Annotated in this window: 15 protein-coding genes and 1 pseudogene; 8 read left to right on the plus strand and 8 right to left on the minus strand. The window is 58.7% G+C overall.

Annotation, left to right across the window (positions count from 1 at the left end; all coding sequences use genetic code 11):
* Window positions 1-32 precede the first annotated feature (32 nt).
* On the minus strand, window positions 33-983 hold the full coding sequence (locus AC1DYW_RS07265; RefSeq protein ID WP_477226403.1) for an NUDIX hydrolase: 951 nt from the start codon (window positions 981-983) through the stop codon (window positions 33-35).
* A gap of 490 nt (window positions 984-1,473) precedes the next feature.
* Between AC1DYW_RS07265 and AC1DYW_RS07270 the strand changes: the two are divergent.
* Both AC1DYW_RS07270 and AC1DYW_RS07275 read left to right on the plus strand, forming a co-directional pair.
* Window positions 1,474-1,602, plus strand: a pseudogene (locus AC1DYW_RS07270) (short-chain dehydrogenase/reductase); the annotation flags it as partial.
* Window positions 1,603-1,731: 129 nt separating this feature from the next.
* A complete protein-coding gene (locus AC1DYW_RS07275) occupies window positions 1,732-2,787 on the plus strand; it encodes an alpha/beta hydrolase (RefSeq protein ID WP_477225632.1) in 1,056 nt (351 codons plus the stop codon).
* Between the two features lie 162 nt (window positions 2,788-2,949).
* Here the strand turns inward: AC1DYW_RS07275 and AC1DYW_RS07280 are convergent, their stop codons facing one another.
* Window positions 2,950-4,002, minus strand: a complete 1,053-nt coding sequence (locus tag AC1DYW_RS07280; RefSeq protein ID WP_477225633.1) for a hypothetical protein — start codon at window positions 4,000-4,002, stop codon at window positions 2,950-2,952.
* Window positions 4,003-4,189: 187 nt separating this feature from the next.
* Between AC1DYW_RS07280 and AC1DYW_RS07285 the strand changes: the two genes are divergently transcribed.
* Window positions 4,190-4,981, plus strand: a complete 792-nt coding sequence (locus tag AC1DYW_RS07285) for a class I SAM-dependent methyltransferase (RefSeq protein ID WP_477225634.1) — start codon at window positions 4,190-4,192, stop codon at window positions 4,979-4,981.
* 60 nt (window positions 4,982-5,041) lie between these two features.
* On the opposite strand, the gene AC1DYW_RS07290 is transcribed toward AC1DYW_RS07285, so the two are convergent.
* Window positions 5,042-5,734, minus strand: a complete 693-nt coding sequence (locus AC1DYW_RS07290; protein WP_477225635.1) for a class I SAM-dependent methyltransferase — start codon at window positions 5,732-5,734, stop codon at window positions 5,042-5,044.
* Window positions 5,735-6,176: 442 nt separating this feature from the next.
* Between AC1DYW_RS07290 and AC1DYW_RS07295 the strand changes: the two genes are divergently transcribed.
* The gene (locus AC1DYW_RS07295; protein ID WP_477225636.1) at window positions 6,177-7,613 is read left to right on the plus strand and encodes an MBOAT family O-acyltransferase; all 1,437 of its coding nucleotides are present in this window, start codon (window positions 6,177-6,179) and stop codon (window positions 7,611-7,613) included.
* 2 nt (window positions 7,614-7,615) lie between these two features.
* Window positions 7,616-9,106 carry an alginate O-acetyltransferase AlgX-related protein gene (locus tag AC1DYW_RS07300; RefSeq protein ID WP_477225637.1) on the plus strand — a complete coding sequence of 497 codons (1,491 nt, stop codon included), beginning with the start codon at window positions 7,616-7,618 and terminating at the stop codon, window positions 9,104-9,106.
* A gap of 14 nt (window positions 9,107-9,120) precedes the next feature.
* Here the strand turns inward: AC1DYW_RS07300 and AC1DYW_RS07305 are convergent, their stop codons facing one another.
* Genes AC1DYW_RS07305 through AC1DYW_RS07315 form a run of 3 tightly spaced genes read right to left on the minus strand, consistent with a single transcriptional unit; the run spans window position 9,121 to window position 14,425 of the window.
* Complete coding sequence (locus AC1DYW_RS07305; protein ID WP_477225638.1) at window positions 9,121-11,907, minus strand: rhamnan synthesis F family protein; 2,787 nt, start codon at window positions 11,905-11,907, stop codon at window positions 9,121-9,123.
* A gap of 17 nt (window positions 11,908-11,924) precedes the next feature.
* Window positions 11,925-13,391: a class I SAM-dependent methyltransferase gene (locus AC1DYW_RS07310; protein WP_477225639.1), complete on the minus strand. Its 1,467-nt coding sequence runs from the start codon at window positions 13,389-13,391 to the stop codon at window positions 11,925-11,927.
* Window positions 13,392-13,411: 20 nt separating this feature from the next.
* Window positions 13,412-14,425: an NAD-dependent epimerase/dehydratase family protein gene (locus AC1DYW_RS07315; RefSeq protein ID WP_477225640.1), complete on the minus strand. Its 1,014-nt coding sequence runs from the start codon at window positions 14,423-14,425 to the stop codon at window positions 13,412-13,414.
* Between the two features lie 364 nt (window positions 14,426-14,789).
* On the opposite strand from AC1DYW_RS07315, the gene AC1DYW_RS07320 reads away from it, so the two are divergent.
* The 3 genes from AC1DYW_RS07320 (at window position 14,790) to AC1DYW_RS07330 (ending at window position 17,636) form a co-directional block, all read left to right on the plus strand.
* Window positions 14,790-15,584: a class I SAM-dependent methyltransferase gene (locus tag AC1DYW_RS07320; protein WP_477225641.1), complete on the plus strand. Its 795-nt coding sequence runs from the start codon at window positions 14,790-14,792 to the stop codon at window positions 15,582-15,584.
* An 11-nt stretch (window positions 15,585-15,595) separates the two neighbouring features.
* Entirely contained in the window at window positions 15,596-16,756 is a 1,161-nt protein-coding gene (locus AC1DYW_RS07325) for an acyltransferase family protein (RefSeq protein ID WP_477225642.1), read from the plus strand.
* 325 nt (window positions 16,757-17,081) lie between these two features.
* On the plus strand, window positions 17,082-17,636 hold the full coding sequence (locus tag AC1DYW_RS07330) for an Lcl domain-containing protein (RefSeq protein WP_457155227.1): 555 nt from the start codon (window positions 17,082-17,084) through the stop codon (window positions 17,634-17,636).
* Window positions 17,637-17,866: 230 nt separating this feature from the next.
* Here the strand turns inward: AC1DYW_RS07330 and AC1DYW_RS07335 are convergent, their stop codons facing one another.
* Window positions 17,867-18,517, minus strand: coding sequence for a hypothetical protein (locus tag AC1DYW_RS07335; RefSeq protein WP_457155228.1), 651 nt, complete (start codon window positions 18,515-18,517; stop codon window positions 17,867-17,869).
* Between the two features lie 36 nt (window positions 18,518-18,553).
* A complete protein-coding gene (locus AC1DYW_RS07340) occupies window positions 18,554-25,009 on the minus strand; it encodes an RHS repeat-associated core domain-containing protein (protein WP_477225643.1) in 6,456 nt (2,151 codons plus the stop codon).
* Window positions 25,010-25,019 lie beyond the last annotated feature (10 nt).

A 25,019-nucleotide genomic window follows, 5' to 3' on the forward strand; every position in this document is an offset into this window, starting at 1 on the left:
GGAGCATATGCTTATATGGAGCATAAGGATTGTCAAGCACGCGAAAGTGGCAATTTCGTCCCTACGACCGCCCGCTCGGCCAGAACGCCGTGCCGGAAGCGAAACAGCTTGGCCGGTCGGCCGCCTGTGTCGGTTGTTGATGATCCGGTCTCTTCGACAAGTTCCTGCTGCTCTACCAGCCGCCTGAAATTCTGCTTGTGGACGAGCCGACCGGCGAGCGCCTCGACGCTGCGCTGGAGTTGCAGGAGCGTGAAGACCGACGGCATGAGTTCGAAGACGACGGGACGATATTTGATCTTGGCGCGCAACCTGGCGATGCCGGTTGCCAGGATACGGCGGTGATCGGCCGCCATTGCAAGGCCGAAGGCCGATAGAGTGCCGTTTTCGCCTTGGCGGCGATGCGCTTCCCCGACAAGGGCCGCTTCGTAGAGCAACTCGTAGCGTTGCAGCACCAGTTCCTCATTCCAGCCATTACCATCAAGACCGAAGGCGATCGCTGCTCGCTGCCAGCGGTCATCGTGCGTAGGGCGATCGTCGGCGCCATCCGCCCAGGCCTTCAGGTGCGGAACGATCACGTCCGGCAATGCAGAGGGAACACCTGCACGGTGATCTTCCCAGGGGAAATAGTCGTACCAGTTGCGCCAGGCGGCTTTGTCGGCGGGTGCCGCCTGCTCCTCCCGGGTCAAGGCCAGGTAGCTGATGGAAACCACGCGTTGCGCGCTCCCGTTTGCTGTCCTGTCGCGATCGGCGAAAGTGTAGAGCTGCTCGATATAGCCCAAAGGGTGGCGTGTCTGGTGTTCGACCCAATCCCTTAGACCGGACTGTAGCGAACGATGTCCAAGTTCGAACGGGCCGGAAGGCAGGGATTGACCTCGCTCGATGGTCATGACGCGCGGCTGGCCAATCGTCACCGCGACCAGCACTGCAATCAGTTCCGCCGCAATAGAATGCCGTTCGCCGCTTTTTGCGGGCTGCCTCACAATATCTCCCGCCTCATTTTTGCGTAGTCCTCGATCAGGGTGCGCTGGCAATTGTCTGCCCTACGGCCAAGGGTTGATTCTGAGCGTGAACCGGGCCGTGGCGGCAGTCAACGTTTCAACCCAGGCACCAGGCGGGGTTGGATAGGCATCGGTCCAGGCACCCAGCGAAGGACAGTACACTGCCGCCGACTGGATATGGTTCACGAGCTACTGGCCAAGCATGCCAAACGCGAAATCCACACGTGACCCAGCCGCTCATCGAGCTACTTAGCGAGTCAGCCAGATTCGCACGAGAAACATCGGGATGGGTTTCGGCAAGCATCCACAAAAGTCTCGATGGAACGCGAGTCGTCAACTATGCGCAAAGCGCAAGCGCGCAAGCCGTCCAGAGGGTGACTGATCGCTTGAGGGAGGCTGGCTTTTTGGACCGAAACAGGGGAATCGGTGAGGCACATCCATGCCTCTATGAGGTCGTATTCACGCTCGATAGGGCTTGGTCGAGTCCGACAACCCTCCACCACAGCTCGGCTGCGATGCCCTTGGATTTGTGTCGGAGAGGGTCGAGCGTCTTAAGCATGAGGTCGAAGCATGGAAGTCCGTTAGCATCTCGACCGATGGTTGACAGCGTTGGCGAAGGCAGTCGCGAAGGTCATCGAGGAAGACATCCGCACCCTGGGGGCCTACAATTCCCGAGTGCCGATGGGGGCCCCCGCAGTCCGATCCGGAACCATCGAAGAGAAGGAACCACCAGATGAAGAGCGTCAAGATCTTGGATCAGGTCACACCAAGCCGCCGTGATTTCTTTGCAGTCGCCACGACGGGCTTCGTTGCCGCTCAACTCGGCACGCTCGGATCGGCGGCAGCGGCACAGCAGACGGAGTCGGGTTCCACAGTTAAGCCTGGAGCACATACTTCCTTCGCAGCGCTAAAGCAGATCGACGCCGGCGTGCTGAATGTTGGATACGCGCAAGATGGCCCTGAAAATGGCCCTGTTGTCATCTTGCTGCATGGCTGGCCCTACGACATTCACAGCTATGTCGACGTGGCTCCGATCCTGGCCAAGGCCGGCTATCGGGTGATCGTTCCCTATCTGCGCGGCTACGGTCCCACCCGCTTTCTGTCCGCCGAAACGCCGCGCAAAGGCCAGCCGGCGGCGTTCGCCATCGACATCATCGCGCTGATGGACGCGCTGAAAATCGATAGCGCCGTCTTCGGCGCTTTTGACTGGGGCGCGCGGACCGCCAACATTATCGCCGCACTCTGGCCGGAGCGCTGCAAGGCGCAGGTGTCTGTGAGCGGCTATCTGATCGGCAACCAGCAAGCCGGCAAGGTGCCACTGCCCCCGAAGGCCGAGTTGCAGTGGTGGTATCAGTACTATTTCGCGACCGAGCGAGGCGCGGCCGGCTACGCCAAATACACGCGCGACTTCGTGCGCCTGATCTGGGAACTCGCCTCGCCGCAATGGAAGTTCGACGACGCCACTTTCGCACGGTCGGCAACTGCTTTCGACAATCCCGATCATGTCGCGATCACGATCCACAATTACCGTTGGCGGCTTGGGCTGGCAGAGGGCGAAGCACAGTACGACGACCTGGAGAAGCGGCTCGCCGCGGCTCCCGTGATCGGTGTCCCCACGATTACGCTCGAGGGTGACGCCAATGGGGCGCCTCATGCGGACCCAAGCGCGTACGCCAAGATGTTTTCGGGCAAATACGAGCACCGATTAATCAAGGGAGGCATCGGCCACAACCTGCCCCAGGAAGCACCGCAGGCTTTTGTCGACGCTGTTGTCGCTGTCGCCGCATAAGTGATTTGCACCCTGCGTGACGACGTCCGAGGCCGACTCAAACCTGGCACAATTGTCGCCCCCGGCTCTCGCGGAACGCCGATATGCGCATTCGAGCGCCTGACAGCAAGTGTCTGTGAGAAATCCGAGTATCAATGGAAGGCAAAGAAGCTCGACCGAATTTCAGGTCGATGTCTCGAGATGCCCAAAGCCGGCGCCTTCCCGTTCTGCCAGTTTGATGATTTCGGCGAATCTGGCGTCGTCGATCTGGCCGGCCATGCACACGCCGTCCGTATGCCATCCGGGCCGTGACATTTCCTCAAATTCAGGATCCCGCAGCCGGTCGGCCAGCCTGCGATTGCAAACGAGATAGGCGTCTTCAAACTGCTTTACGACATACGCCGGCAACCCGAACGGCGGCCCTGGCAGGTGTCGTTGAAGAGCCAAAAGCGCTTCTGACATCGGTGGCAGACCCCGCTCGTTGAGCATTCGCGCAACCTCGGTCATTTCGGCGTTAAGGCTCCGGTTGGCATGAATTTCCTGCACCTGATCGATCGTTTCGATGCCAATACCCAGCCGCGCCTTGAACGCGCTCAGCAGCGAACGCGGGCTATAGTTGATCATCCGCATGGCGGCATCGGGAAATGCGCCGGTCCAGCTCTCGTAGAGGCAATTCCAGTCGAGATGGGGATGATATTCGGCGCCGTCTACAATATCGCTGCGCCCGAGCGACTTGATGTCCTGCGCGTAGCCGCTAGCTGACAGGATGTCCTGCCGCCTCAGGACACAGACGATCATGACGACGTCCACATTCTCCTGCCTGAAATATTCCGCCACATGCAGCGGCTCGCAGATATGAAAGTATTCTGACGATATGATCGACACCAGATCGGGGTCGGACGAGAACAGCGTCTCCTTCTCGTCAGGAAGGTTGGCGAGACCCCTGATGTCGTCCAAGGCGCGCCGCGACACGTCCTGGACCAAGCTTGCGGCGACTTGATGCGAGGCCATGTCAGGAGCGACGTAGAAGCCGGCCGGTTGCAGGACAACACTGTTGTATCGGAGCCAGTTCTGCAGGAACGTGGTTCCAGTCTTGGCGAGGCCGATATGAAGGATTGCCCTGGGCATGAGTGCCAGCTCTATGGAGGACTTGTTCACTCTTCCTACGCCTAGTCGGCCCGTTTGAGCAACGGTCGATGCTGCCTGTCCGTTCTCGCGCTCCGTTTTGACTGACAAGCGATTTCCGCAGCGCTCGGATGCCCCGAACTCGCCGCCACGCAAATTCGTGTCGGAGCTCCTCCACGCCAGGCATGCGGCACAAACGCGACCTAAAGGGCAGGCTGCAGATTGTTTAATTGTCTCCAGATTGTAAGTTGGTGGCAGGCGGCTTGTGAGTTGGCGGCGGACGACTCAGAGAGAATCGATGTCAGATATCGATATTGCCGGCATACTGGCAGAGCATGAACCACTCGCCCGGTCGATCGCCGAAGCGAAAAAGGTCGCCTATGAGATCAGCAAGGATGACATGCTGCTCGATTTCTTCGTCCGGGCCGTGTTTCCGACAGATCACCGAAAAGCGATCGAAGCCTATTTCACAGGGGGAGAAGATTGCGCCAAACGCTTCGCCAACCTGTGCCGCGAGCACCTTTCATCTGGCCCAGCCAGCGTCCTTGAGTTCGCGTCGGGTTATGGCCGCGTCGCACGTTATGCGATGCACGTTCTGCCGGACGCAGCATGGGTTTCCAGCGACGTTCACCCAAATGCCGTCGAATTCCTATCAAACAAGATCGGCGTCAGGGCACACCTCTCGTCGACAAAACCGGAGGACTGGAGCATCGACGACGAGTTTGATGTTGTCTTCGCCCTATCGTTTTTTTCGCACATGCCAGATGCCACCTTCGCGCCGTGGCTTTCTCGCGTTCTCACGGCGGTGAAGCCGGGGGGTATCTTGATTTTCACAACGCACGGAGCCGTCACTCTCCGAAATATGAGAGCCGGGGGTTTGCCAGCGCAATTTGATGGCACCGGATTCTATTGGAACTCGAAAAGCGATCAGCGCGATCTGGACGCTCGCGACTATGGAACAAGCGCCGTTTCCCTTGGTTATGTTCAAAAAGCAGTGTCCGACGTCGAAGGGGTCGAGTTGATCCGCTTCCAGCAGGCGTTTTGGTGGGGGCACCAAGACCTTTATGTGGTCCGCAAGCTCGATCAATAAGCTTGCTGTACGAACGATATGTCGCATGAAGAAAGCGACTATACGAACTTAGAAGTAATACTACGCAGTAAATAGTTTTTTGCGAGCAGTTATTGCCGTGGCGTCTGGGTATGAAACCGTATTTATGTTGACCGACGCGAAGCCGGCTCGAATTGGAAATGTCCAAGCGTCGGCCCCAAACTCGGTGTGCACCATGAAGTCATACCCGCCTTGGTTCGAATCCCCATGGTAACTTGGCGGGAGCCCCTCTCTGTCGCGGGTCAAACGACCGACAATCGTTGGGACAGTATAACATAAGCATCCATCATCTGAGAGAACGCGCCCGCATTCCCTCAGAGCTTCAATCGGAAATGGCACGTGTTCCAGCGTATCGGAATGAACGACGAGATCAAACTGATCGTCCTCATAGGGCATGGACTGCATGTCGACCGAGGGATAGTCGGCACGGAGATACAGTGGGAGAACCGAAAGCGTCTGAGACAATGACGAGCCGTTGATATCGAGAATGCGGAGACGGCGCGCTTCACTAGTATTGACAAAATCGGCCAAAGTGTTGGGGGTGGAGACGGCTTCGCGAATTGCGTTGGCTAAAGCAATCCCCCTTAGATTTGAGCCGCAATGCGTGCATTGCGTGCCTTGCTGCCGGTCGATATAGGAAACCTCGGCGGACGATAAATTCCACTCGGCGATCAGCCGAGGCCAAAGAACTTTGCTGTCCCGAAACTCATCATTCCCGCAAACTGTGCACGCCAACAAAGGGATCCTCCATAAGGCACAAACTCAGGGCATTCGCGCAGAGGGCCAGACGAATAATAGTAGCAGTTCGCCGCTGGACCAGGCTATCGCCATCATGCACAGCGTGGTTTCGAAACTCTCCAATTGTCTGAGGTGTGGTTCATGCCGCGGGGATAGGTGTAGGTGGTAACGGCATCCGATCTGTCGAATCCAATGGTGCTTCGGTACGAAATCGCCATGCACTGCGCCAGCAGATCAATTATTTTCTTGCTGCGGTGGACCTGATTCCGCCCAGCTCGGGTTATCGCGAGGCAACTCCCAAGCGGCGCCGGCCAACTTGCCGAACTCAATTCGCAGATAGCCCGTCGTCACAGGGGAGCGCGGCGCTGGTTCGGGAAGGAATTCAGGCCAAGTCCTGCGTATTGACTTCAATCCATCCATTTGCGATCCGGAAGGACAAATGGGCGAAACCGATCGGCGCGCAATGGTATTTTCCGACCAGGCATTTCTCTTCCTTTACCTGCCGATCACGCTCTTGCTAGGTTCGATCCTTAATCGAACGAGATTATTCTCGCCGTTTATCTTTCTATCAAGCCTGATCTTCTTCTACTGGTCTTCTGGCCTTTACGTTCTGCTGCTGCTCTTCAGCATTGTGCTGAATTTCGCGGGCGCGATCGCGGTGGAGCGCTACCATCATAAACTAGTGGTCACCGCCGTCGTCACACTGAACGTGTTGGTCCTCTGTTATTACAAGTATACGGCCTTCCTTCTTGGCTCTGTCGGATTTTTCGGGTCCGAGAGTCTGCAACACTTCGCGCAAACCATCATTCTCCCGATAGGGATCTCGTTTTTCACGTTCCAGGGCATCTCCTATGTGATCGACGTGTGGCGTGGCGAGGTAAAGGCTGAGCGCAACGTGGTGTTGTTTGGCGCCTACAAGGCCTTCTTCCCGCAGCTGATTGCCGGCCCGATCGTACGGTATCGGGACGTCGAGAAGGACTTCCACCATCCTGATCTTAACGCGGATATCTTTGCCGCCGGGGCCGGTCGGTTCATGGTCGGCCTTTGCAAAAAGGTCATTATCGCGGACAGTGTCGCGGGCGTCGCGGACGCATCCTTTGCCCTTGCCGGCGCGGAGCAAACCTTTGCCGCTGCCTGGCTCGGGGCAATCGCCTATTCGATCCAGATCTATTTCGACTTTTCGGGCTATTCGGACATGGCGATCGGCCTCGCCATGATGTTCGGAATCCGGTTCAAGGAGAACTTCAACCATCCCTACGCCGCGTCTACGATCACCGAGTTTTGGCGTCGCTGGCACATCTCGCTGTCGAGCTGGTTCCGCGACTACCTCTATATCCCTCTGGGCGGAAACAGGGCGGGCCTGGTGCGAACTTACGCAAACCTGATGATCGTGTTCCTTGCGACCGGAATATGGCATGGGGCGGCATGGACGTTCGTCCTGTGGGGCGCATACCATGGAATTTTTCTTATTGCGGAACGCCTGATCCTTGGAGGAAGGGCGTTTTCATCACAGGTCGTTCGGATGATCTACTTCTTTCCCGTCGTGATTTTCGGATGGGTCCTGTTCCGCGCAAACGACCTGTCGGTCTTCGCCAGCCATGCACGCGCCATGCTGTTGCCGCTGGCAGACGGGGCGTTCGGCCTGCCCGGATCGATGGACCTCGCGCTTTCGCCTCAGGGCAAAGTTGCTATGCTGTTGGCCTGCCTCCTCATAGTCATCCAGGGGCAGGTAAGGCCCTTGGGTGTGGTCGTAGCCGGAGCGACGGGCAGTGCCGCGTGCTTCGCCCGGCTTGTCTTCGTCAGCGTCGCAGCAGTCATCTGCGCGATATACATCGTACCTCAGGCCTTCTCACCGTTCCTCTATTTCAGGTTCTGAGTATGAAATTGGCGAATCTCGCAACCATCGGAGCCTTCGCAGTCTTTCTCGCAGCGCCCGTCGGCAGCCTCGTAACGATGGGACTCGACCCGGCCGCCGAAAGAGCGATCACCTTGACCGAACTCACGTCGGCAAAACTGCTGACGCCAAATGACGAGAAGTACCGGAACGACGTAGCCAGGAGGCTTGTCAGCAATTCTCCAGTCGGAATGGACGCCATCCGCGCGAAGAATGCCCTGGATGTCAAAGTGTTCGGCTTCGTCAATACATCCCAAGTCATCTCCGGCGCGGATGGATGGCTGTTTTACAAGCCTGGGTTCCAGAACGGCGCATGTATGTCAGAGCACGATATTGGCGTCATGCTGGGGCATGTTGAAGCGTTGCGAATGATAGCGAAGGGGATCGGCATAGACTTTCGTATGTCGGTCTCGCCCGACAAGGAGGTTGTGTATCCCGAGAAACTTGGGCCTGCCGCTGCGGCCGCCACCGGGTGTAAGATACTTTCATCGCGTTTGTGGCGCCGCATCGCAAAGACCAGCAAATCGAGCATAATAGACCATTTCGATGTGATGGGTCATGACGTAACCGATGACCTGCTCTACTTCAGAACGGATACCCATTGGAACGAGCTGGGGAAACTCAAAGCCGTCAGGCAACTCGTCTTCGAGTTGACCGGCAGAAAAGTGGACGGCCCGATCCTCGCAAGCGGTCAAGTCATGCACGCCACCGACATGCCAAACAGGCTGCTGAGAATCGACCACGAGGAAGCCGAAGAAACTTATGACGACTACGTATCTCGAACATTTCCTGATGATAGCAATCAAAGGATCGCAGATACGTTTATCCTTCACGACTCATTTTATGGCGTAAGCTATGATTTGTTGAAGCATGTCTTCCTGAATCCCCTTTTTGTATCCTACGGGAACGAGAATATCGAACTGGAAGTCAGCAATGCATTGGCGAAATCGCCCAAGCATGTCCTGGTGAACACCGTCGAGCGGAACATGCTGTCCAAAATTCTCCACGGTGAGATGTCCTGGACAGGGGTGCTCGGCAAGGCGTTCCTGGACGCCAACGCAAAGACCGCTGGCGGGTGCAAAATGTCGGACGCTGCGAAAGATGGGCTGAAATTCGAGAACCTGAGCAAACAGCCGTCGGGCGATTTCACCGCGGGAGTCGATCCCCAGATCCTCGTGCGATTGGCAGAGCATGGCAGGCCTTGCGTGCGGATCTCGTTCGAAACCGCTGTAAGACAGAACACCTATGTCTATTTACCGATCAAAGACCAGGTCAATCAGAACGGGCCATACTTCGAAGGGTTCTCGTTGATGCTCACTGACGCGCCGGGAGCGCGCGACTTCTGGCTTGTGTTGCCGGAGGATTTTGCCGGCATGACGTTGAGGGTTGATCCGATCTACTCCACCGGAACGCTATCCCACCTCAGAATACAAACCGGGGCACTCCCCTCATTCTCGCCTGTATCGAACATGTGAGCACGCCTCGCCTGTTACCAACTCGTGCCTGGCGCGCGCAAACCAGCGGTATCGAATCCGGCCTTGCGCGCAACAAACGGCATCAAGCGCTCGATCGCGTGGAGGACGGTGCCGTCATAAGGAACGGGCTCCGATGGGTAGTCGTTCCAATCGAGACCCAGTTCGCGTAGCGGAAGCAACACGCTTGGACGGCACCAGAACATGGTTCCCAGCGGAAAATCGAAAAAGTCCGCCAGCGGCATGGCGATGCCCATCCGTCTGGCCAAATCTTCAGCGATCTCCCTGTTGTCGTTCCAGCCGACGAGGTGTGGATCCTCCGCCATGAAAAGACCTATCGCCGGTTTCGATGCGAAGACCTCTGCAGCCAGATCGAGCATCGCGTGTTCGCCACCAACCAAGTTCTCCCAAAGGAAGTGGCGCCATGCCTCACCCATAGCCGCGTCCGTGCCCACGCTCCTCTTGGCGTGCACATGGCCGATCAGGTCGTAGCGGCCATCAAGCAGCCGTGGCAGGAATTCAGTAAGAAGCGGTCCGACATCGCGCCCCCTGTTGGGAACGATTGCCATTTCAACGGACCCGTGGTGGTCGTCAAACACGGCTCGAAGATGTCTGGCTTTGGCGTCGGTGTCCGTGGACAGGAACAGATCGCAGCGCGTGCGGTTACGCTTGAGCCGGAAGGCCAGATCATCAGCCAGATCTTCATAGTAAAAATGGGCATGAAGGGCCACACGCTGCTCCGACGGCCGGTAAGTGCTGTTGACGGGATTGAAAACGTCCCGCGACCAGGGGCCGGGGGGGCGCCCGGCGCGGAGCCAGTGGGCTAGGGGATGGGTTTTTCCCGGTCCGCACTCGTCTGGATTGGCTTGTGCATAGCTTTGCGGATTGAAGCCTGCACAAGGACGGCGGAACTGTGGATTGGCTGTCGAATCGCCCGAGAGGCCCATGATGCTCCATTGCTGGAGCGTGCGCCGCCCGGCTTCCAACTCGGCAATTGGCGCGGTACCTGGAGGAAGAACCATTTCGAGATCGACAGCAGCGGCCGCCATCAGGGTGGCAAGGTCCTCGTCATGAAGTGCTGCCGCAGATGTTTTGCCCCACTCATCGATTTGTTGAACATAGGCACTCATGTTGTAGGCCGCACGTCCTACTCGCGCCACTTCCGCTCCCAAGGCCTTTGCCTTGTCGCGGTCGTCTGCCAGTCCGCACAAGATGGCGGCTGCGGCATGGGTATCGAGGTGAGGTGCAATGAGAGGACGTGTTGCAGCGTCAGCCCCTAAGATTTCCGCCGTTCCACAGGCTCCCTGGAAGCACACGGTCGGTATCCCACGCACAACCGTATCGATGGCCACGTTTGGCTGCGGATCAAGGCGGGAACTGAGAAAGAAGGCGTCTGCAACGGCATATGCGGGCTCCAAATCCGATACCGGATCAAGCATCACCAGGCTATCTTCCAGATCCGACTGGGCTATCTGGTAGGCGAGATACGCGGAGTAGCCACTGTCATTCTCCGGATCGTAACCATCACCGATCCAGACAAATCGAAAGCGAACATCCGGTCGCAGCCGTTTCGCTGTGGCAGCTGCGCTTATGAAAAGATCAACGCCTTTGCGAATGTGCACCATGCCGGCGCCGAGTACGAGAAAGGAGGCCTCCTCACCCTCGGGCCGCAAACGGAGGAGGAACTCGTCTTCTTTTTTTTCAGCCGGCTCATCGGCGGAGGACACTGGCGGCGGATCGCTGCGCCCCTGAGCCATGATATGAATTCCGGGGCGCCTTTCGAGGCCAGGAAAGGCATCGTACGAAGACTGCGCAACGATCTCGGCTGGAAATACGACATGCTGCGCCCAGTCATAAACGTTACGCATCTTGGCTACAGGGCGCGTGTAGGCAGCAAACTCATGCACCAAAGCAACGCTCGGCACTCCACAAGACGCCAAGGCAGGCACCATGATCTGCGTTTCTATGCTGTTGGCGATGGCATAAAGTGGCCTGAATTCCTCTGTGATCCGCTTGGCCAGCCGGGCCGCATCCACAGGGTTCCAGTCCTCCCATGTCAACGGACCGACCGACGAGGCGGCAACGGCGATGAAGTCGCTTTCCAGTTCTCCACCGCGCATCATCAGGGAAACCACCGTTGCCCGTTTCGCGAGTTCCCGGGCAAGGTTCCAGCCCAACATCGGCGCGCCGGTTCTCGAAACCTCATGCGAAATCAGAAGCACAACCGGCTTTTCGGACTGCGGCAAGGGCGAAAACTCTAGCCTGTCGACGACGGAAACTCCTCGCCGACCTTCGCGCCTGCCATCGTGCTGGTAATGCAGTAAAGGCGAAACCCCGACGCTCGTGACGTCTGGATAACGCTCCCGATAATAAGCCGAATCAAAAAGAGGCGATGCGCGCCAGCCCATTGGCTCGCCGACCACTGCATAGTGTAATGCTGGGTCCATACCGGCGGGCAAACGCTCGGCGTAAAATTCAGCATCGAAACACGGCGACCGTCGGAAGGCTGCGGCAAGTTCTTCGGCTTCATATTTGTTCGCGGGCAGCGGTTCCCCCAGAGCCGAAAGTTCCAGCCAGACATAAGCAGGCGGCTTGAACATCCCTGCCGTCTCGTAGAAGGGACGCAAGAAATCGCCGTTGAATCGCGCATTTGGCTCCAATCCAATCCGCCAGCCGATTTCGGCATAGTGCCCCACCGGATCCCGCAGTTCCGGCCGGTTAAGGGAGGAACGGTAATAGTCGGCATCTACGAACCCCGTCATTTCCAGCATAGCGACGAATTCACGGCGAATTTCATCAGCCATTACGCTCTCGCGACTATTCATGGTGTGCGTCCCGGTCCAAGGACACGATTACGGACAAAGGCGCGGAGGGGGCGAGGAAAGAGCCGCGACGCGCCAAGTATCCCAAAGCGTCTCAGAATGGCCTCGAGGCGGTTGCGCAGGCCCAAGTAGCGTTGCTCCCATTCGGCAGCCTTGCGCTCCAACTCTGCAATCCGGCCTTCGCATTCGGCATTTCGCTGTCGCAGTTCTTTGGCCTCGGCATCTTGTCTAAGACGCGATTCAGTGAGGAGGTTGGCGTGGCCCCGGAACGACGTTCTCAGCACGTCCCGCTGCACGCCTGCAACGGCCAACTCGGAGCTTACTTGCGTCAACTCGGATCGCAGTTCGTCAATGACAGTACGGTTTCCCGACTGAACCAAGGCCAAAGCGGCTTCCGCATTTTGGGCCCGTTCGAGTTGAGCTTTGATGGTTTCACTAGCCGTTTCAATTTCGCGGCGGAAACCGGAAGCCAGCAATTCCGTCTGCTCCATGTGACTGCGAAGCTCAGCCTGGGCGGCATGGCTTCCAGACTGGGCCAATGCCAAAGCGGCTTCCGCTTTTTCGGCCCGTTCGATTTGAGCTTTGATGGTTTCACCAGCCGTTTCAATTTCCCCGCGGAGACCGGAAGCCAGCAATTCCGTCTGCTCCACGTGATTGCGAAGCGCCGCGTGAGCGGCAGCGGCACTTTCTGCTCGCGCCAGGATTTCACCGATCTCGCTTGTTTCGATGAACAACGAATTGGGAATAGCTGGAAGTTCTGATTGGGACGCAATCGCAATATTGTAAGGCGGTCGAGGCAAGCCATGACTGACCTCGTAGTGCGTCTCTCCTCGTCGCTCGAACGTTAGCGTTCTCGATATTCCGGCCTCGTCGTCCGCAATAAGCGTTGATCCGAGCAGCGGTCTTTGAAGGAGTATCAAGACATTGCGGAATGCCCTCTTCAGCAGGGCTCCGAACTCCACACGCGAGAGCTCGTGCACATGATAGGGATTGGCAGGGCTTCCGAGTGGGGAATAGACGTCTCGTTCAGGAGACGAAAGGACGAGAAAACCGGTTGGCCGCAAAACGCGCTGAACCTCTGCGATAAACAGATCATGTTCAAAAAAATGCTCGAGCGTTTCGAACGATACGACCACGTCGACACTCGCATCTCCCAACGGCAACTTGCGAGCGTCTCCTTGCTGATAGCGAAGGTTGGGAGCGACATAGCTCCCCTGGGCGTGCGCTACCGCCTCCTCGGACAACTCGATGCCAACAACCGATCGCGCGACCTGGGCCAGAAGAGCGGAGCCGTAGCCCTCGCCTGAGGCGACATCGACAACATCAAGGTCGCGGCAAAGAGCCCGGGCAAGAAAATAGCGATGAAGATGCTCGATCTCCACCTGACCCGCCGTAGCGGTTGTCAGCCGTTCACCGGTCCACTCAAGTGCTTGCCGCGGCAGGACCCGTTCGAATATCTCTCCCATTTGATTGTCGCCAATTCCTCTCACTGGTCCAATCTGCCGCGCCCTACCGCTGACCTGTCACGATGAATTACGCTACCACCTAGATCAGCGAGTGTTTGGCTCAAGCCTTCAGAAAAAGAGAGAGTAGGTCGCCACCCCAGCGCCTCCCGAATGAGCGAAATATCGAGCACGCTCACTGGAACATCGAATTTCCGACCGCGCTCATAGCGAACGTCCAGTCTTTGGGAGAGTTTTGATTCAAGTTCGGCAATGACACCGTTAAGGCTGATTCCCTCGCCGCTGCCGATATTGAAAACCTGATGGCCGTCGAGCGGTGCTGCGCGTGCCAGTGTAACCAGGCCTGCTGCGGCATCGGAGATGTGAATGAAATCACGCACGACTTCGCCATCGCCCCAGACGATTATTGGCCGTTGCGACAACGCGCGGTGCAGGAACGTCGTTACCACACCCTGGCCTTTTGCCAAATTCTGCCCTGCTCCAAAAGGATTGGCTAGACGCGCCACACGACAATCGAGCCCGTAGAGAGCACGATAGGTTCCCAGATACAGTTCAACTGCGGCTTTACCAGCGCCGTAGGCGGTAATCGGGTTCAAACGGTGATCTTCATGCACCGGAACGCGCAGCAATTTGCCATAAACCGTACCGCCGGACGAAGCGAAGATCAGCCTTGGCGCCTGCGCCCCTTTTTTGCGAAGCGCATCCAGCAAACCCAGCGTCGGCGCGACATTGGTCGACAGATCAAGGGTGGGATCGTTGTTGGCGCTGGCAGGGACGGATGACCATGCATAATGGTGAATGACGGTGAACCCGTCGATCAAGCTATCCCATTGCGCGTTGGCAAGGTCGAAACTGCGCCATGCGACTCGCTCGTCAAGTGCAGGAGCAAATGTCGGCTTCGAAAGCGAGCGCCCGGCTAGAACGACCTCACACCCGCATTGCACCAGGATTGCAGCAACATGTCGGCCAATGAAACCGCTTCCACCAAGGATCAGATGTCGTTCGGCGATCTCGGATTTTTCTGCCTTAGATGACATCCGGATGTGCTCAGCCGCTCCCGAATATGGTTAACTGCGGTTGTGGGAATCAGAATGGCGAACCGCAATTCCCAAGTAGGTCCGTACTCTGACTTCGCGAGTGCGTCAAAGCTTATCGGGTCGACGGAAGGATGTGTTGCTATTGCACTCAGCATTTGTTCGGCTGGGTCGTAGATGACAACTTTTGCCGCCTACCAGCCAGAGCATGCGCCGGGGCGGAAGCGCCGGATTAAGTGCATCGCCTGTACCGCCCTCGCGGGAAAGTTGTTGATAGTTTACTTGTTCATAATTAACAAATGTAGATGCTCGATGTTTCGCGTGCTATGCCGTCAGCGGTTATGGAGAGCGGCGATTTCGCGCCAAAATGAAAAACCTGGACCGACAGGACCATGCTGCTTTCAGCGGCTTCGCTGCGACACTGCATGAAATGGTGTCGCTGAACCTCCATGAGAACGATGGGATGTTTCATGGGAACGGCCGGCACTACCTAACCTGCGGGGGATCAGCGCTAAACGTTATCGCCGCGGCGGTCGGCCTGGCTGGAATAGAGCCAAAAAAAATCCTCGATTTCGGGGCTGGTGCTGGACGCGTCACCCGTTGGCTGCGGGCTGCGTACGCCAGCGCCGAGATTTCGGCGACAGACACGCGCGCTGAGGATCTCGAATTCTGTGCACGCGAGTTTGGTGCGCGGACGTGGCTGTCTGGCACCGATGTGGACGGCCTCGACGCTCCCTCGCGGTACGACCTGATCTGGGTCGGTTCGGTTTTGACGCACCTGCCCGCGAACATATCCGAGCGTCTGGTCAGGAAGCTGCTTTCATGGCTGCGATCAGACGGCGTCCTTATCGTCAGCCTGCATGGACGTTTCGTTCATTTCCGAGGCCCCCAGTTCAACTACTATGGCGTCGCCTCTGGGTGGGAGGAAATCGAGAGGCAGTATTTTGCAGAAGGCTATGGCTATGCCGACTATCCTAGTCAGGACAGATATGGAATCTCGCTCTCGAAGCCAAGTTGGGCCACTTCGCTGGCGGAACGGCTAGAGGGCACTCGCCTGGTCCTGATGAGTGAACGAGCGTGGGATAACCATCATGATATTCTCGCACTGCAAAATCGACCGGTGACCGCGCCGCTGTCCGTTCGAACCAGCCAGGCAAGTTGATGCGAGCGAGTATGGGCGGACGAATACATCCGAAGGCGTTGATCTTTCCGCTCACTGGACTGCGGTTCTTCGCCGCTTTTGCCATTGTACTCCATCACATCCAGGGGAGTTTCGGTGTACCGCACACTGCGTTTCAAGGCTGGAACCTCGCCAATGGCGTCACCGTTTTTTTTGTTTTGTCAGGGTTCGTACTGACCTATTCCTATCCTGCTCTCGATAAGCCGGGCGAAACACGTCAGTTCTATATCGGCAGAATTGCCAGGATTTTTCCGGCTCATCTGGTGACGTTGCTGGCGGCAGTCGCGTTGGGCGTGCCATTTGCGGCTCCGTATTTCCTCGCAAATGCCTTGTTGCTGCAAAGCTGGTTTCCAACCGGCGACTATTTTTTCAGCTACAATGCGGTCAGCTGGAGCATCTCTACCGAGATGTCTTTTTATCTCGCCTTCCCGTTTCTGATCCGCAATTTCGAATCGACATGGCCTTGGAAACTCGCCGCATGCTTTGTCGCCTCTTCGGCGATGGGTCTCCTTGCCTGGCAACTCGGACTGCCCTTTTACAGTGACGGAAAAGATGCTGTCATCCAGGGCATCGTGATGGTCAACCCGGTCGCAAGGGTCTTCGAATTCTGCCTCGGCATGACGGCGGCGTTGCTGTGGACGCGCTTCCGCGACCGTCTTGCCCATCTTCGCTTTGGCACATGGGCGGCGGTCGAGTTGATCGGCGTCCTGCTGCTAATTTGGGGATCTGGCTGGATCAACGCGATCCTGCAGCCCTTCATGCGCTCTGGTGCTATGCAGTATTGGACGGCCCAGACACTTTCCCCTGTCGTTCCGGCGGCCTTGCTGCTCATTATTCTCGCATCGAGCACCGGGCCGTTGGCGAAGGTGCTCGCCTGCCGCCCCGTGAGGTTCCTTGGCGAGATTTCGTTCGCCATTTACCTGACACACCAACTCGTCATCAGGTTTTTTGTCATGCACCCACAGATCTTGGAAGGGGTGTCGCAGCGGACGGCGATTGGGGTCTTTCTGATTACGGTTCTCGCCGCATCAACCGCACTGCATCTGGCCGAGGTTCCAGCCAGAAGGATGATTGTGGGATTGTTCGGTCGCACCCTAAGGACGAACGCCGTGACCGTCGACGACCATTCTTTGATCAACCAGAGCCAAACTTAGAGTAAGTTTGTCTTGTCATCGTGACCATGACGCCGACGAGATCTTCGTCACTCTGCCCTGGCGCTTCACGTTGAAGGGCGGATGGATTATCGGCAGAGAAGTCGAGCCGGTCAGATTCTTGATTTTTCGTAAATGGTTTGGGGTAGTGGCTGCGCCGTTGTTCGTTGTGATTTAATTTAAATTAGTAGCCCGCGGGCGGAAATCTACCTGAAAAGTTGGCGCATTGGGAAGTGATAGGACTTTCCATTGTTCGTCGCTTCAAGTATACTTATCCGGTTGCCATATCGAACGCCCGTCATGATGCCAAACCAGCGAGGAGGAAGGCATGTTTCGGATCGCGTCTCTTGCGACTTTCAACGCCACGCTTGCCCTTTTCGCCATGGTGTCAGTGCCGCCATCCCAGGCCGAACCATGTGGCACCGTCCACAAACTGACCCGCCAGCCGTTGAATGACCAGACTTTCTGGCTGCTCGCTGAACATGAGGGCAAGGCCTTCGTCGACCAGCGCACATGCCTTGTCGCCAGGCTGGACAGGGTTGATCAGCCGCTCACGCTGAGCGATGCGATGGGGCACTGTGCTACCCTCGGACAAGGCGGTCCGAACGGTGACATGGGCTGGCAGCTTCCGACGATGGCGGAACTGACGAGTCTCGATTCGGCGGACTGGCCAAGGCAGCACGACGCGTTCGCGGAATACAAGCTGCCGCCGCTCGCGCGCAGCGAAACTGATTATTGGACCCGCACTGAATGGCCGGGGGCGGCAGGCTCCTTCGCGGTCGTCACGTTCAGCGCACGCACGACTGTGGTGCATCCGCTTGAAGCGACCAAGAAGGCCGGGGTATGGTGCGTCTTCGGGGTGCCGGCCACAGGCGTGGAGTAGACGCTCTTACGCCAAGTCTCCCTCGGGCAACCAAGTCTCTTCAGGCATCAGACAATCGCCGCTGCGGCGCACGGAACGGGCAACTGGCGCTCGACACCTCGTCAAGTCATGACGGGGCCCCAGCTTTCGCGATGCGATGCCTGGCTGCTCAGCAGCCAGGCCGCGGGACAGAGCGGCCGTCCGGCTTGCCTTCGCCGGCGCGGCCATTGTGCCTGCTACGTCCAAGCCGCCTACCGCAGATCCAGCTGCAGCAGGCCGCTATAGTCCTCCGTCGTCAGGAAGAAGCCCTCGTCGATCGCCTTGGCCTTGAAAGCAGAATCGTCGCGCAAGTCCCGGAATTCCGATTTCAATGTGCCTGACGCGTTGAAGTAGCGATCGCGAAAGGCCGCCCGGTTAAGCTCGGCATAGTCTCCGCCCTTGCCTGCCACCGTGCAGGATTTCAGTTCGGTTTGGTCGGCGGCCTCCGCCGGAAACGACGCCCTCGCGAAGTCCATCGGCCCGATGTCGGGGGCAATGCTAGTCGGATACTTTGTAATGCACCGGACCGTTCTATCCGCGGCCGCCACCGGCAGATCGAAATAGGGGGGCCGCAGCCCCTTGGCCGCGAGGTAGGCGAAGGTCCGTATGCGGTTGGCCGCCTTCAGCGCGTCAAGGTCCGTGGTCTCAAGCGCGGTAGCGCCGATCTTGATACTGCTGGAGCCGCTGATCGCGAGAATCTGCTGCTCCAGCCAGGCCCGATCGCGATCGATCCAGGCCAGGAAGTCCAATGGCACAGCAGCCGGCGGTCGAACTTCCTCGCCCATGGATTGCGTCGAAAATGTCGCTGCGGTCATGAGTGTGACCCCGGCGAGAATGGCCGGAAGCCATCGGTTCTTGAGCATGTCATGCCTCCATTCCTCTATGGCGACCAGCCACTACTAGTAGTTGTTGCGCGGCTTGATACCGAGCATGTCCCGCAACTGGTTCTCTGTTATGTCGTCCGTCCGCATCGTACCGCCGACTCCGACGGTGCGAGCTTCGGCGTCAGGGGCTTTGTATGGCTTGCCGTCGACACCGGTATAGCGGACTTCTGCCATGCCGGTGTCCTTACCGGCCATCATGTGCGTGGCGTGAATCTGTTCGTGCGCCAGCACGATACCCGGATCTGCCGGCGCATCGAGCACAACTTTGCCCGTCGACTTGTCGAATTCATCCGAGGTTCGAGTTCTCGCTGTCGCCGGGTCATACCTGATGACGACGTCCCCGGCGGTCGTCTCCGGGTTGGTTTTCGGATCCTTCACGTCGGCTTCAGTGTGGCCAGCGACATTCGTAATCGTGGTCGTCTGCGGGTCGTCGATCACCCGGCGCGTGAGCTCGCGGCCCGCGTCGAACGAATTCGACCCGGTAACGAAGCCCTTCACGTCCAGCCAAACGCCATGCAGGAAGCTTTGCGACACTTCGCCGGTCTTGCTGTCGACACGAGCAGTTGGGTCGGTTCGCTGTAGATCTTGCTCCACCTGGCGTTTGTAGGCGGCATCGTCGGCCACGATCTCCTTGAGACCTGTTGGGTCGACGAAGGCCATCGGGTTGTTGTTGGCGTAGGCGAATAGATTGCACGACGTTGGGTTGCTCGTGCATCGCTCTGGATCACCGACATACAGCGGATCGGGCGAGATGAAGCGTCCGAGCGCCGGATCGTAGTATCGGGCACCATAGTAGTAGAGGCCTGTGTCGTCATCGAGATACTTGCCGGTGAAACGATGATGGGTCTTTTCACGCGGCAGGTCGGCCGCGACATCCGTCAGATGCGTCGCCCAGGCGGGAGACAGCATCTCGGGCTTATGTTCCGTGCCGTAGGCTTTGTAGAGCATCTGCTCGACCGGGACGCCGTCTGAAGCAATGACGTAGTCGCTGCTCTCAATGTGATCCTTCAGGTAGTAGAACCACTTGCCTGTGCCATGTTCCAGCCGCACAAGCTTGGAGTCGGCGATGTTGACGTAGCTCTCCTCGCCCTTGGGGCCGATTTCGAACGTCTCGACCGGGTAGAGATAGAGCTGTTCCGGCCCATTCGTCGGCGTCACCTTCTTGTAGAGGCGACGACCGGTCTGGTCGTAGCCGTAGAGCACTTCGTTCGTTGCCGTCTGCGCGCGGATCAGCCGTCCGTTGATGTCGAACACCGTCCCGGTCAATGTCGGCGATTTTGCCAACTGCGCGAAACCGTCGAAAGCATAGGGCTTTGCCGCGGTTCCAGTCGGTATGAGCCCTGTTGCCGAACCGGTCGCTGGCGCGATTGGCGCGCCAGGTTCCAACTCGTCATTGCGCGCGAACGTTCCGGCGGGTGAATAGGCGAATTCGGCCGGCTGGCCGTAGCGATCGATGCGGACGAGCTCGTTCTTGAAATTGTAGTGGAACGTTCCAGACCGGTCGACATGCCCCTGATCGCCCGCGCCTTGCGGCAGTCCATCGACGATCTGGGTGATCGATCCATTGCCGTTGAAGGTCATGGTCAGATCCTGCAACGGCTTGTCTCCGGCCTGCGTTACGATGTGGGTGAGGAACAGGGTCGCCGGGTCGTACGACATCTGCGTGAATGCGCCGAGGCGGTAATCGACCCGCTCGATGCGCGACTCGGCATTGTAGGTGATATTCTCGATGATTTTTTGGGACTCCGAAAAATCGGGATGCGTGACCGTCACCGACCGCAGGTTCTTGTCGGGCCCCAGTGCGAATTTCGACGCCAGGCCGCGCGGCCCCTCGGACGAATCGATGCGTCCGTCGAGCGTATGGTGGAAATGGTCGGCGTATTTCGCGCCGTTAATCTCCACTTCGTGCGTCACCATCCTGCCGTTCCGGTCATACGCGTAACGCTGGATCGCATCGAACGCGCCGTTGGGATCGTGAATGGTAATCTGCGTCGTGTCTCCGAGCGGAAGATCGATCGGCGTGTCGAAACCGGCCGCGGATGCGACCTGGACACCTCTGTCGTACTGATATTCGAGGTGAAGGACGCCGTCGTTCACTTCGGTGAGTTTTCGGTTGAGGAAGTCGTAGGTGTAAGTCTGGATCGAGCTTTCGCCATTGGTTCCCACGCGAGCGATCACCGACTGCCTGCCGCGCCCGTCGTAGAAGGCGTATCGGTCGCCCATCCCGGGGATCGCCTGGAATTCGAGATCGCCGACCGAGTTGTAGATAAGCTTCCGAGGCGTTGCTTCGCCTGGTAGCCAGATCTCGCTCAAATAGCCAAATGTATCGCGCACAAAACGGGAGATATGTGTCGTACCATTGCCGTCGGTGGCGACGAAGGCAGTCACACCATTCTCGTTGCGCAAGGAGTACTCACCGCTGTGAACGGTGCCGTCGAACTGATCATTGTAGGTTGTGACGGTGTGCGTGCCCCACGGACCGAAATCCATGTCGGATGTCTTTCCCGAAGGGTGGGTTTCACGGACCATCCGATCGGCTGCGTCGTAGGTGTATGCGTTGCCGACTTCGTGATCCGGGCGCGGAATTTCGCCAAGATCGAAAACTTTCTGCAGGTTCAAGTCGTCGACCCCGCCGAAGCTCTTTACCACGAAGGGCGTCCAGCGGAAGACCTGCTTCGCGTTGCGGTTGTAGAGTGAGAAATGGAACACCCGCACACCGCCTTCCGCAACGTTCTCGAGGTCGGCGATCTTCTGGCTGCGCGCATCATAGGCGGCGAGATCGGCTATGAACTCGCTCTCACCCTCCGGTGTCTCGGCAGCGCTCGCGTAGCGCCGGCGGGCAGTCAGGATCAGCGACGGTCGTCCATTCTCGCCGATCTTGTAGGTATAGAACTTCTCGGCGCCGTCTGCGGCCGCTTCCCGGGTCTTGCGTCCGAGCGCGTCGTAGCTGGTCGTGACGACCATTCCCAGCGGGCTGGTAGTTGTCGCGACCGCACCCTGCCGCGGGCCGTCGTAGGTCATCTTCGTCGTCTGGTCGAGTTCTGCTGCAACACCGGACGGCTTGGTGTGGCTGAGCAGCAGCGTGCCGGTGGCGTCGTAGACCGCAAGCTCGGTCGTTCCGATTTCGTCGGCAACCGAAATGCTGTTGCCGAAAACATCATAGCCCATCGTCTTCGCCAGCTTGCGGCTGGCGCTGCGGAACTGCTCCAGTGCGGGCGGCAGCGCGCCCAGGCCTGAAAGGACCTCAAGCGAGCGCGATCCCATCCTGCCGCCGGAATTCGGCAGGTAGGTGAAGCTCTCGCGGCTGAGCAGCCGCGTCCCGGCGAGGATACGCCGTTCGGACGCGGCATTGACGATGCCGAGCGCCGCGAGATCGGTGCGCGACTGAGCGTAGTCTGTCTGGGTCGTGCGGCTGAAACCGGGAACCGTAAGGTTCTCCGGGCCAGGGACGTCTCGCACCCGGACCGTCTCCGAAGCTGCCATGTTGAACGCGTCGAAGTCGGCATAGGACTGGGTCTTGACCGGATCCTTGCATTCGGGATCGGCCGGATCCTGCTGCTCGGCCTGACCTGCGGATTCGGTCAGCGTGTCCTTGACCTTCCTGAGATAGGACGAACCGTCGCCACGCGAAAATGCCTCCCATACCGACGATTCGCATTTCAGCATCATGCCGGTCGTCGGCAGCTTCTGGCTGCGCGTAGCGGTCGACAGAGAGTGCAGCGCCGCCGCTGACGGATCGAGCGTCTCGGTTGCCTCAGCGCTCGCGACGAGCGTCGCCTCGGGCTTTACTTCGTATGTCTTGCGGATCTTCAGCTTGCCGGCAAGGTTCAGGTCGGCCGCCCTCTCCGCGAAGGTGTAATACTGTTCGCGATCGAGGCGGGAACGCTGCGTGACGCGCTGGCCGGCCGCGTTCTCATCGCCGTAAGCGACCTTCTCGACCTCCGAGAAGCCGATGAAGCGGCGATTGATCACGTCATAGAAGGGATTGTGGTAGAAATATTCGTCCGTCTGCACCTGGGCGCGAACCTGGCCGGGTATGCCCTGCGACGTGACGAGCTGCTTGGCGACGACAACGGGGAAATGCAGGTTGCGCGTCGGCTGGCCGTTGGCGCGGTCGCGCAGCATCTCGTCGATCGAGGTCGCATAGCGAATGTCGTGCCGACGTCCGGAATCGAAGTCGACGACCGTCAACAGGTTCGCCTTGACGAGTTGCATGGTTGCGGTTCGGTTGAAGTCGATGATGACGACGGGCTTCACCTCGTCACCGGACGGTTTCTGGAACACGATGATTTCGGTCTGGCCGTCGCCGTCGATGTCGGCGACGCGCGAGGCGAAGGTCTGTGTCGACGTGCCGAGTTGAACCCGCAGATTGAGCGCGATGCTGAGCGGATCCTTCAGGTAGGTCCCGTCGCCGAAGCCGAGCCAGATGCGCATCTGGTCGGTGCGCTCGCCCATCGACGCGAAATCGATGATGCCGTCGCCATTGGCGTCGATGTACCACATCGTGGCGAGGTTCTCGCCGGGCTGCATGCCGCCAATCTTCGAGAAGGTGCCGTGACCGCAGACGGGGTCGTTGATCGTGGCGTCGCCAAACAGCAGGGCATTCGGGTCCGTCGAGAAGATGTTGCCCTGGTTCTCGTAGAGGCAAAAGCCCTGGTCGGCTGGACGGATGACGACAAGATCGGGCAGCCGGTCGCCATTGATGTCGACCATCCGCACATTGTTGCGGCCGAGTATCTGGCCGTCCTGGCTGTTGAATGGGAACGCCTTGGTCAGCGCGCCGAAATTGACGCTGTAACCGCCATCGGCCTGGCGCCGGGTGAGATTGAGAAATATCCGCCATTCGGTGCGGCCATCAGCGTTGAGGCGCGTCGTGACGATGTCGGACATGCTGTCCATATTGACGTCGGCGAAGCGGCCGTTGCCGCCCGCGAATGTCGTCGGCGAGACGCCGGGCAGCGGGATCGAGCGGCCGAGATAAGGGAAGGTCCCATCGGCCTTGCCGTCATAGACGTGCATCAGCCCATCTTCGATTTCGACGATATCGACGAAGCTGTCGCCGAGGATGTCGGCAAAAGCGAAGCGATTGTCGGTGAGCCGGGGCGCGATCTGGCGCATCAGTCCAGCCTCGGTCGGACGCGACAGCACGAGTTGGGTGGTGTCGCCGAAGGCGCTGTTCAGGTCGCCGCTGCCGAGATGCACGGTCGCGCCGTCATCCTTGGTCTGCACGATATCGACCAGTGCATCCATGTTGAGGTCGGCCAATTCGAAATTCTGAGGGGGGATGTCGCCGGCGAACGCCATCTTCGGCGCTTCGAACACGACGGGGCGTGACGCCAGTTCGGCGCTTGTCCACGACGAATAGCCGAAATTGATGTCCGGGAACTTCAGCGTCGATTGCGCCAGCGCCCCGCCGCCGGTGTCGCCATACCGGTAGAGCACCCGCAACTGGTCGAGCACATTGACCGACTGCGTGTCGATGAGCGGCGTCAGGTCGGCCTGAGCCTTCGCCAGGCAGTCCGGATGCGCCCTGACGACGAACTTCGAGGTGTCATTGGTGTCACGGCCGACATATCCCATGCACCATTGGGCGTAGACGGTGTCCTTGAATTTCGCCGTCACCTTGCCGTAAAGCCGGGCGTTCTCCTGTTTGCTGCCATTGGTGTGGCTGACGAGGGTCGATTGTGTCTCGATCAAGTCGAACTGATAGCTGCTCTGACCGCCGGCGAAGCTGGCCTTTGTCAGGTAGCTGCGTCCGCCGAAACGCTGGTAGTCGTAGCGGACGGCTTCGCGGTTGGCGCTGAGCTGCAGCACCAGCGGCCATTTCGTCACGTAGGGCTTGGCTATGTCGAAATTGCCCTCCGCTACGGAGGGGTCGCCGCTGAAGATCAGCCGCGTTCCGTCGGCGTTGGTCACATCGAAGCCGGAGGGGATGGTGTCGGTGTGCAGGCCGCCTGACAGGTCGAGCGAAACGACGTCGAACGCCCCGGTGTGATAGAGAATCTTGACGAAGTCCTCGGCGTATTCGGGCTTGTATTCCCAGACGCCGTTCTCGTTTCCGAGAAACACGAGCCGCGTGCCCATGTAGGACAGGCGGGAGAAGAAATCGCCGCCCGGCTTGGTGCCGGGCACGGCCGTGCCGAGATCGTCGTTGACGGCGATCTCCTGGGTATTGAACCGCCAGCCGATGCCGAGCCCGTTGCCGGCATCGCCCGCGAACTGGCTGTAGGTGAGGCTCATCTGCGGCCCGAACTGGCCACGAGTCGGCAGGGTCGGCAGTGGCAGGGTGAAGTTCGCCGATCCTGTATTGTTGTTCAGCGAGAAGTTGCCTTCCTCCTGCGTGACGGTGCCGCCCGCGGCGGGCAACTGCACGATCGAGGTCGCTGATTTGTCTTCGGCGCGAGCCGGGGAGCCGAGTACTGCGGCGCCAGCGGTCAGGGCTGCGAGGGCGGTAAGGGTCTTGGCGAACATGGGACTACCT

This window comes from Mesorhizobium sp. P2_D5 (assembly GCF_056404355.1).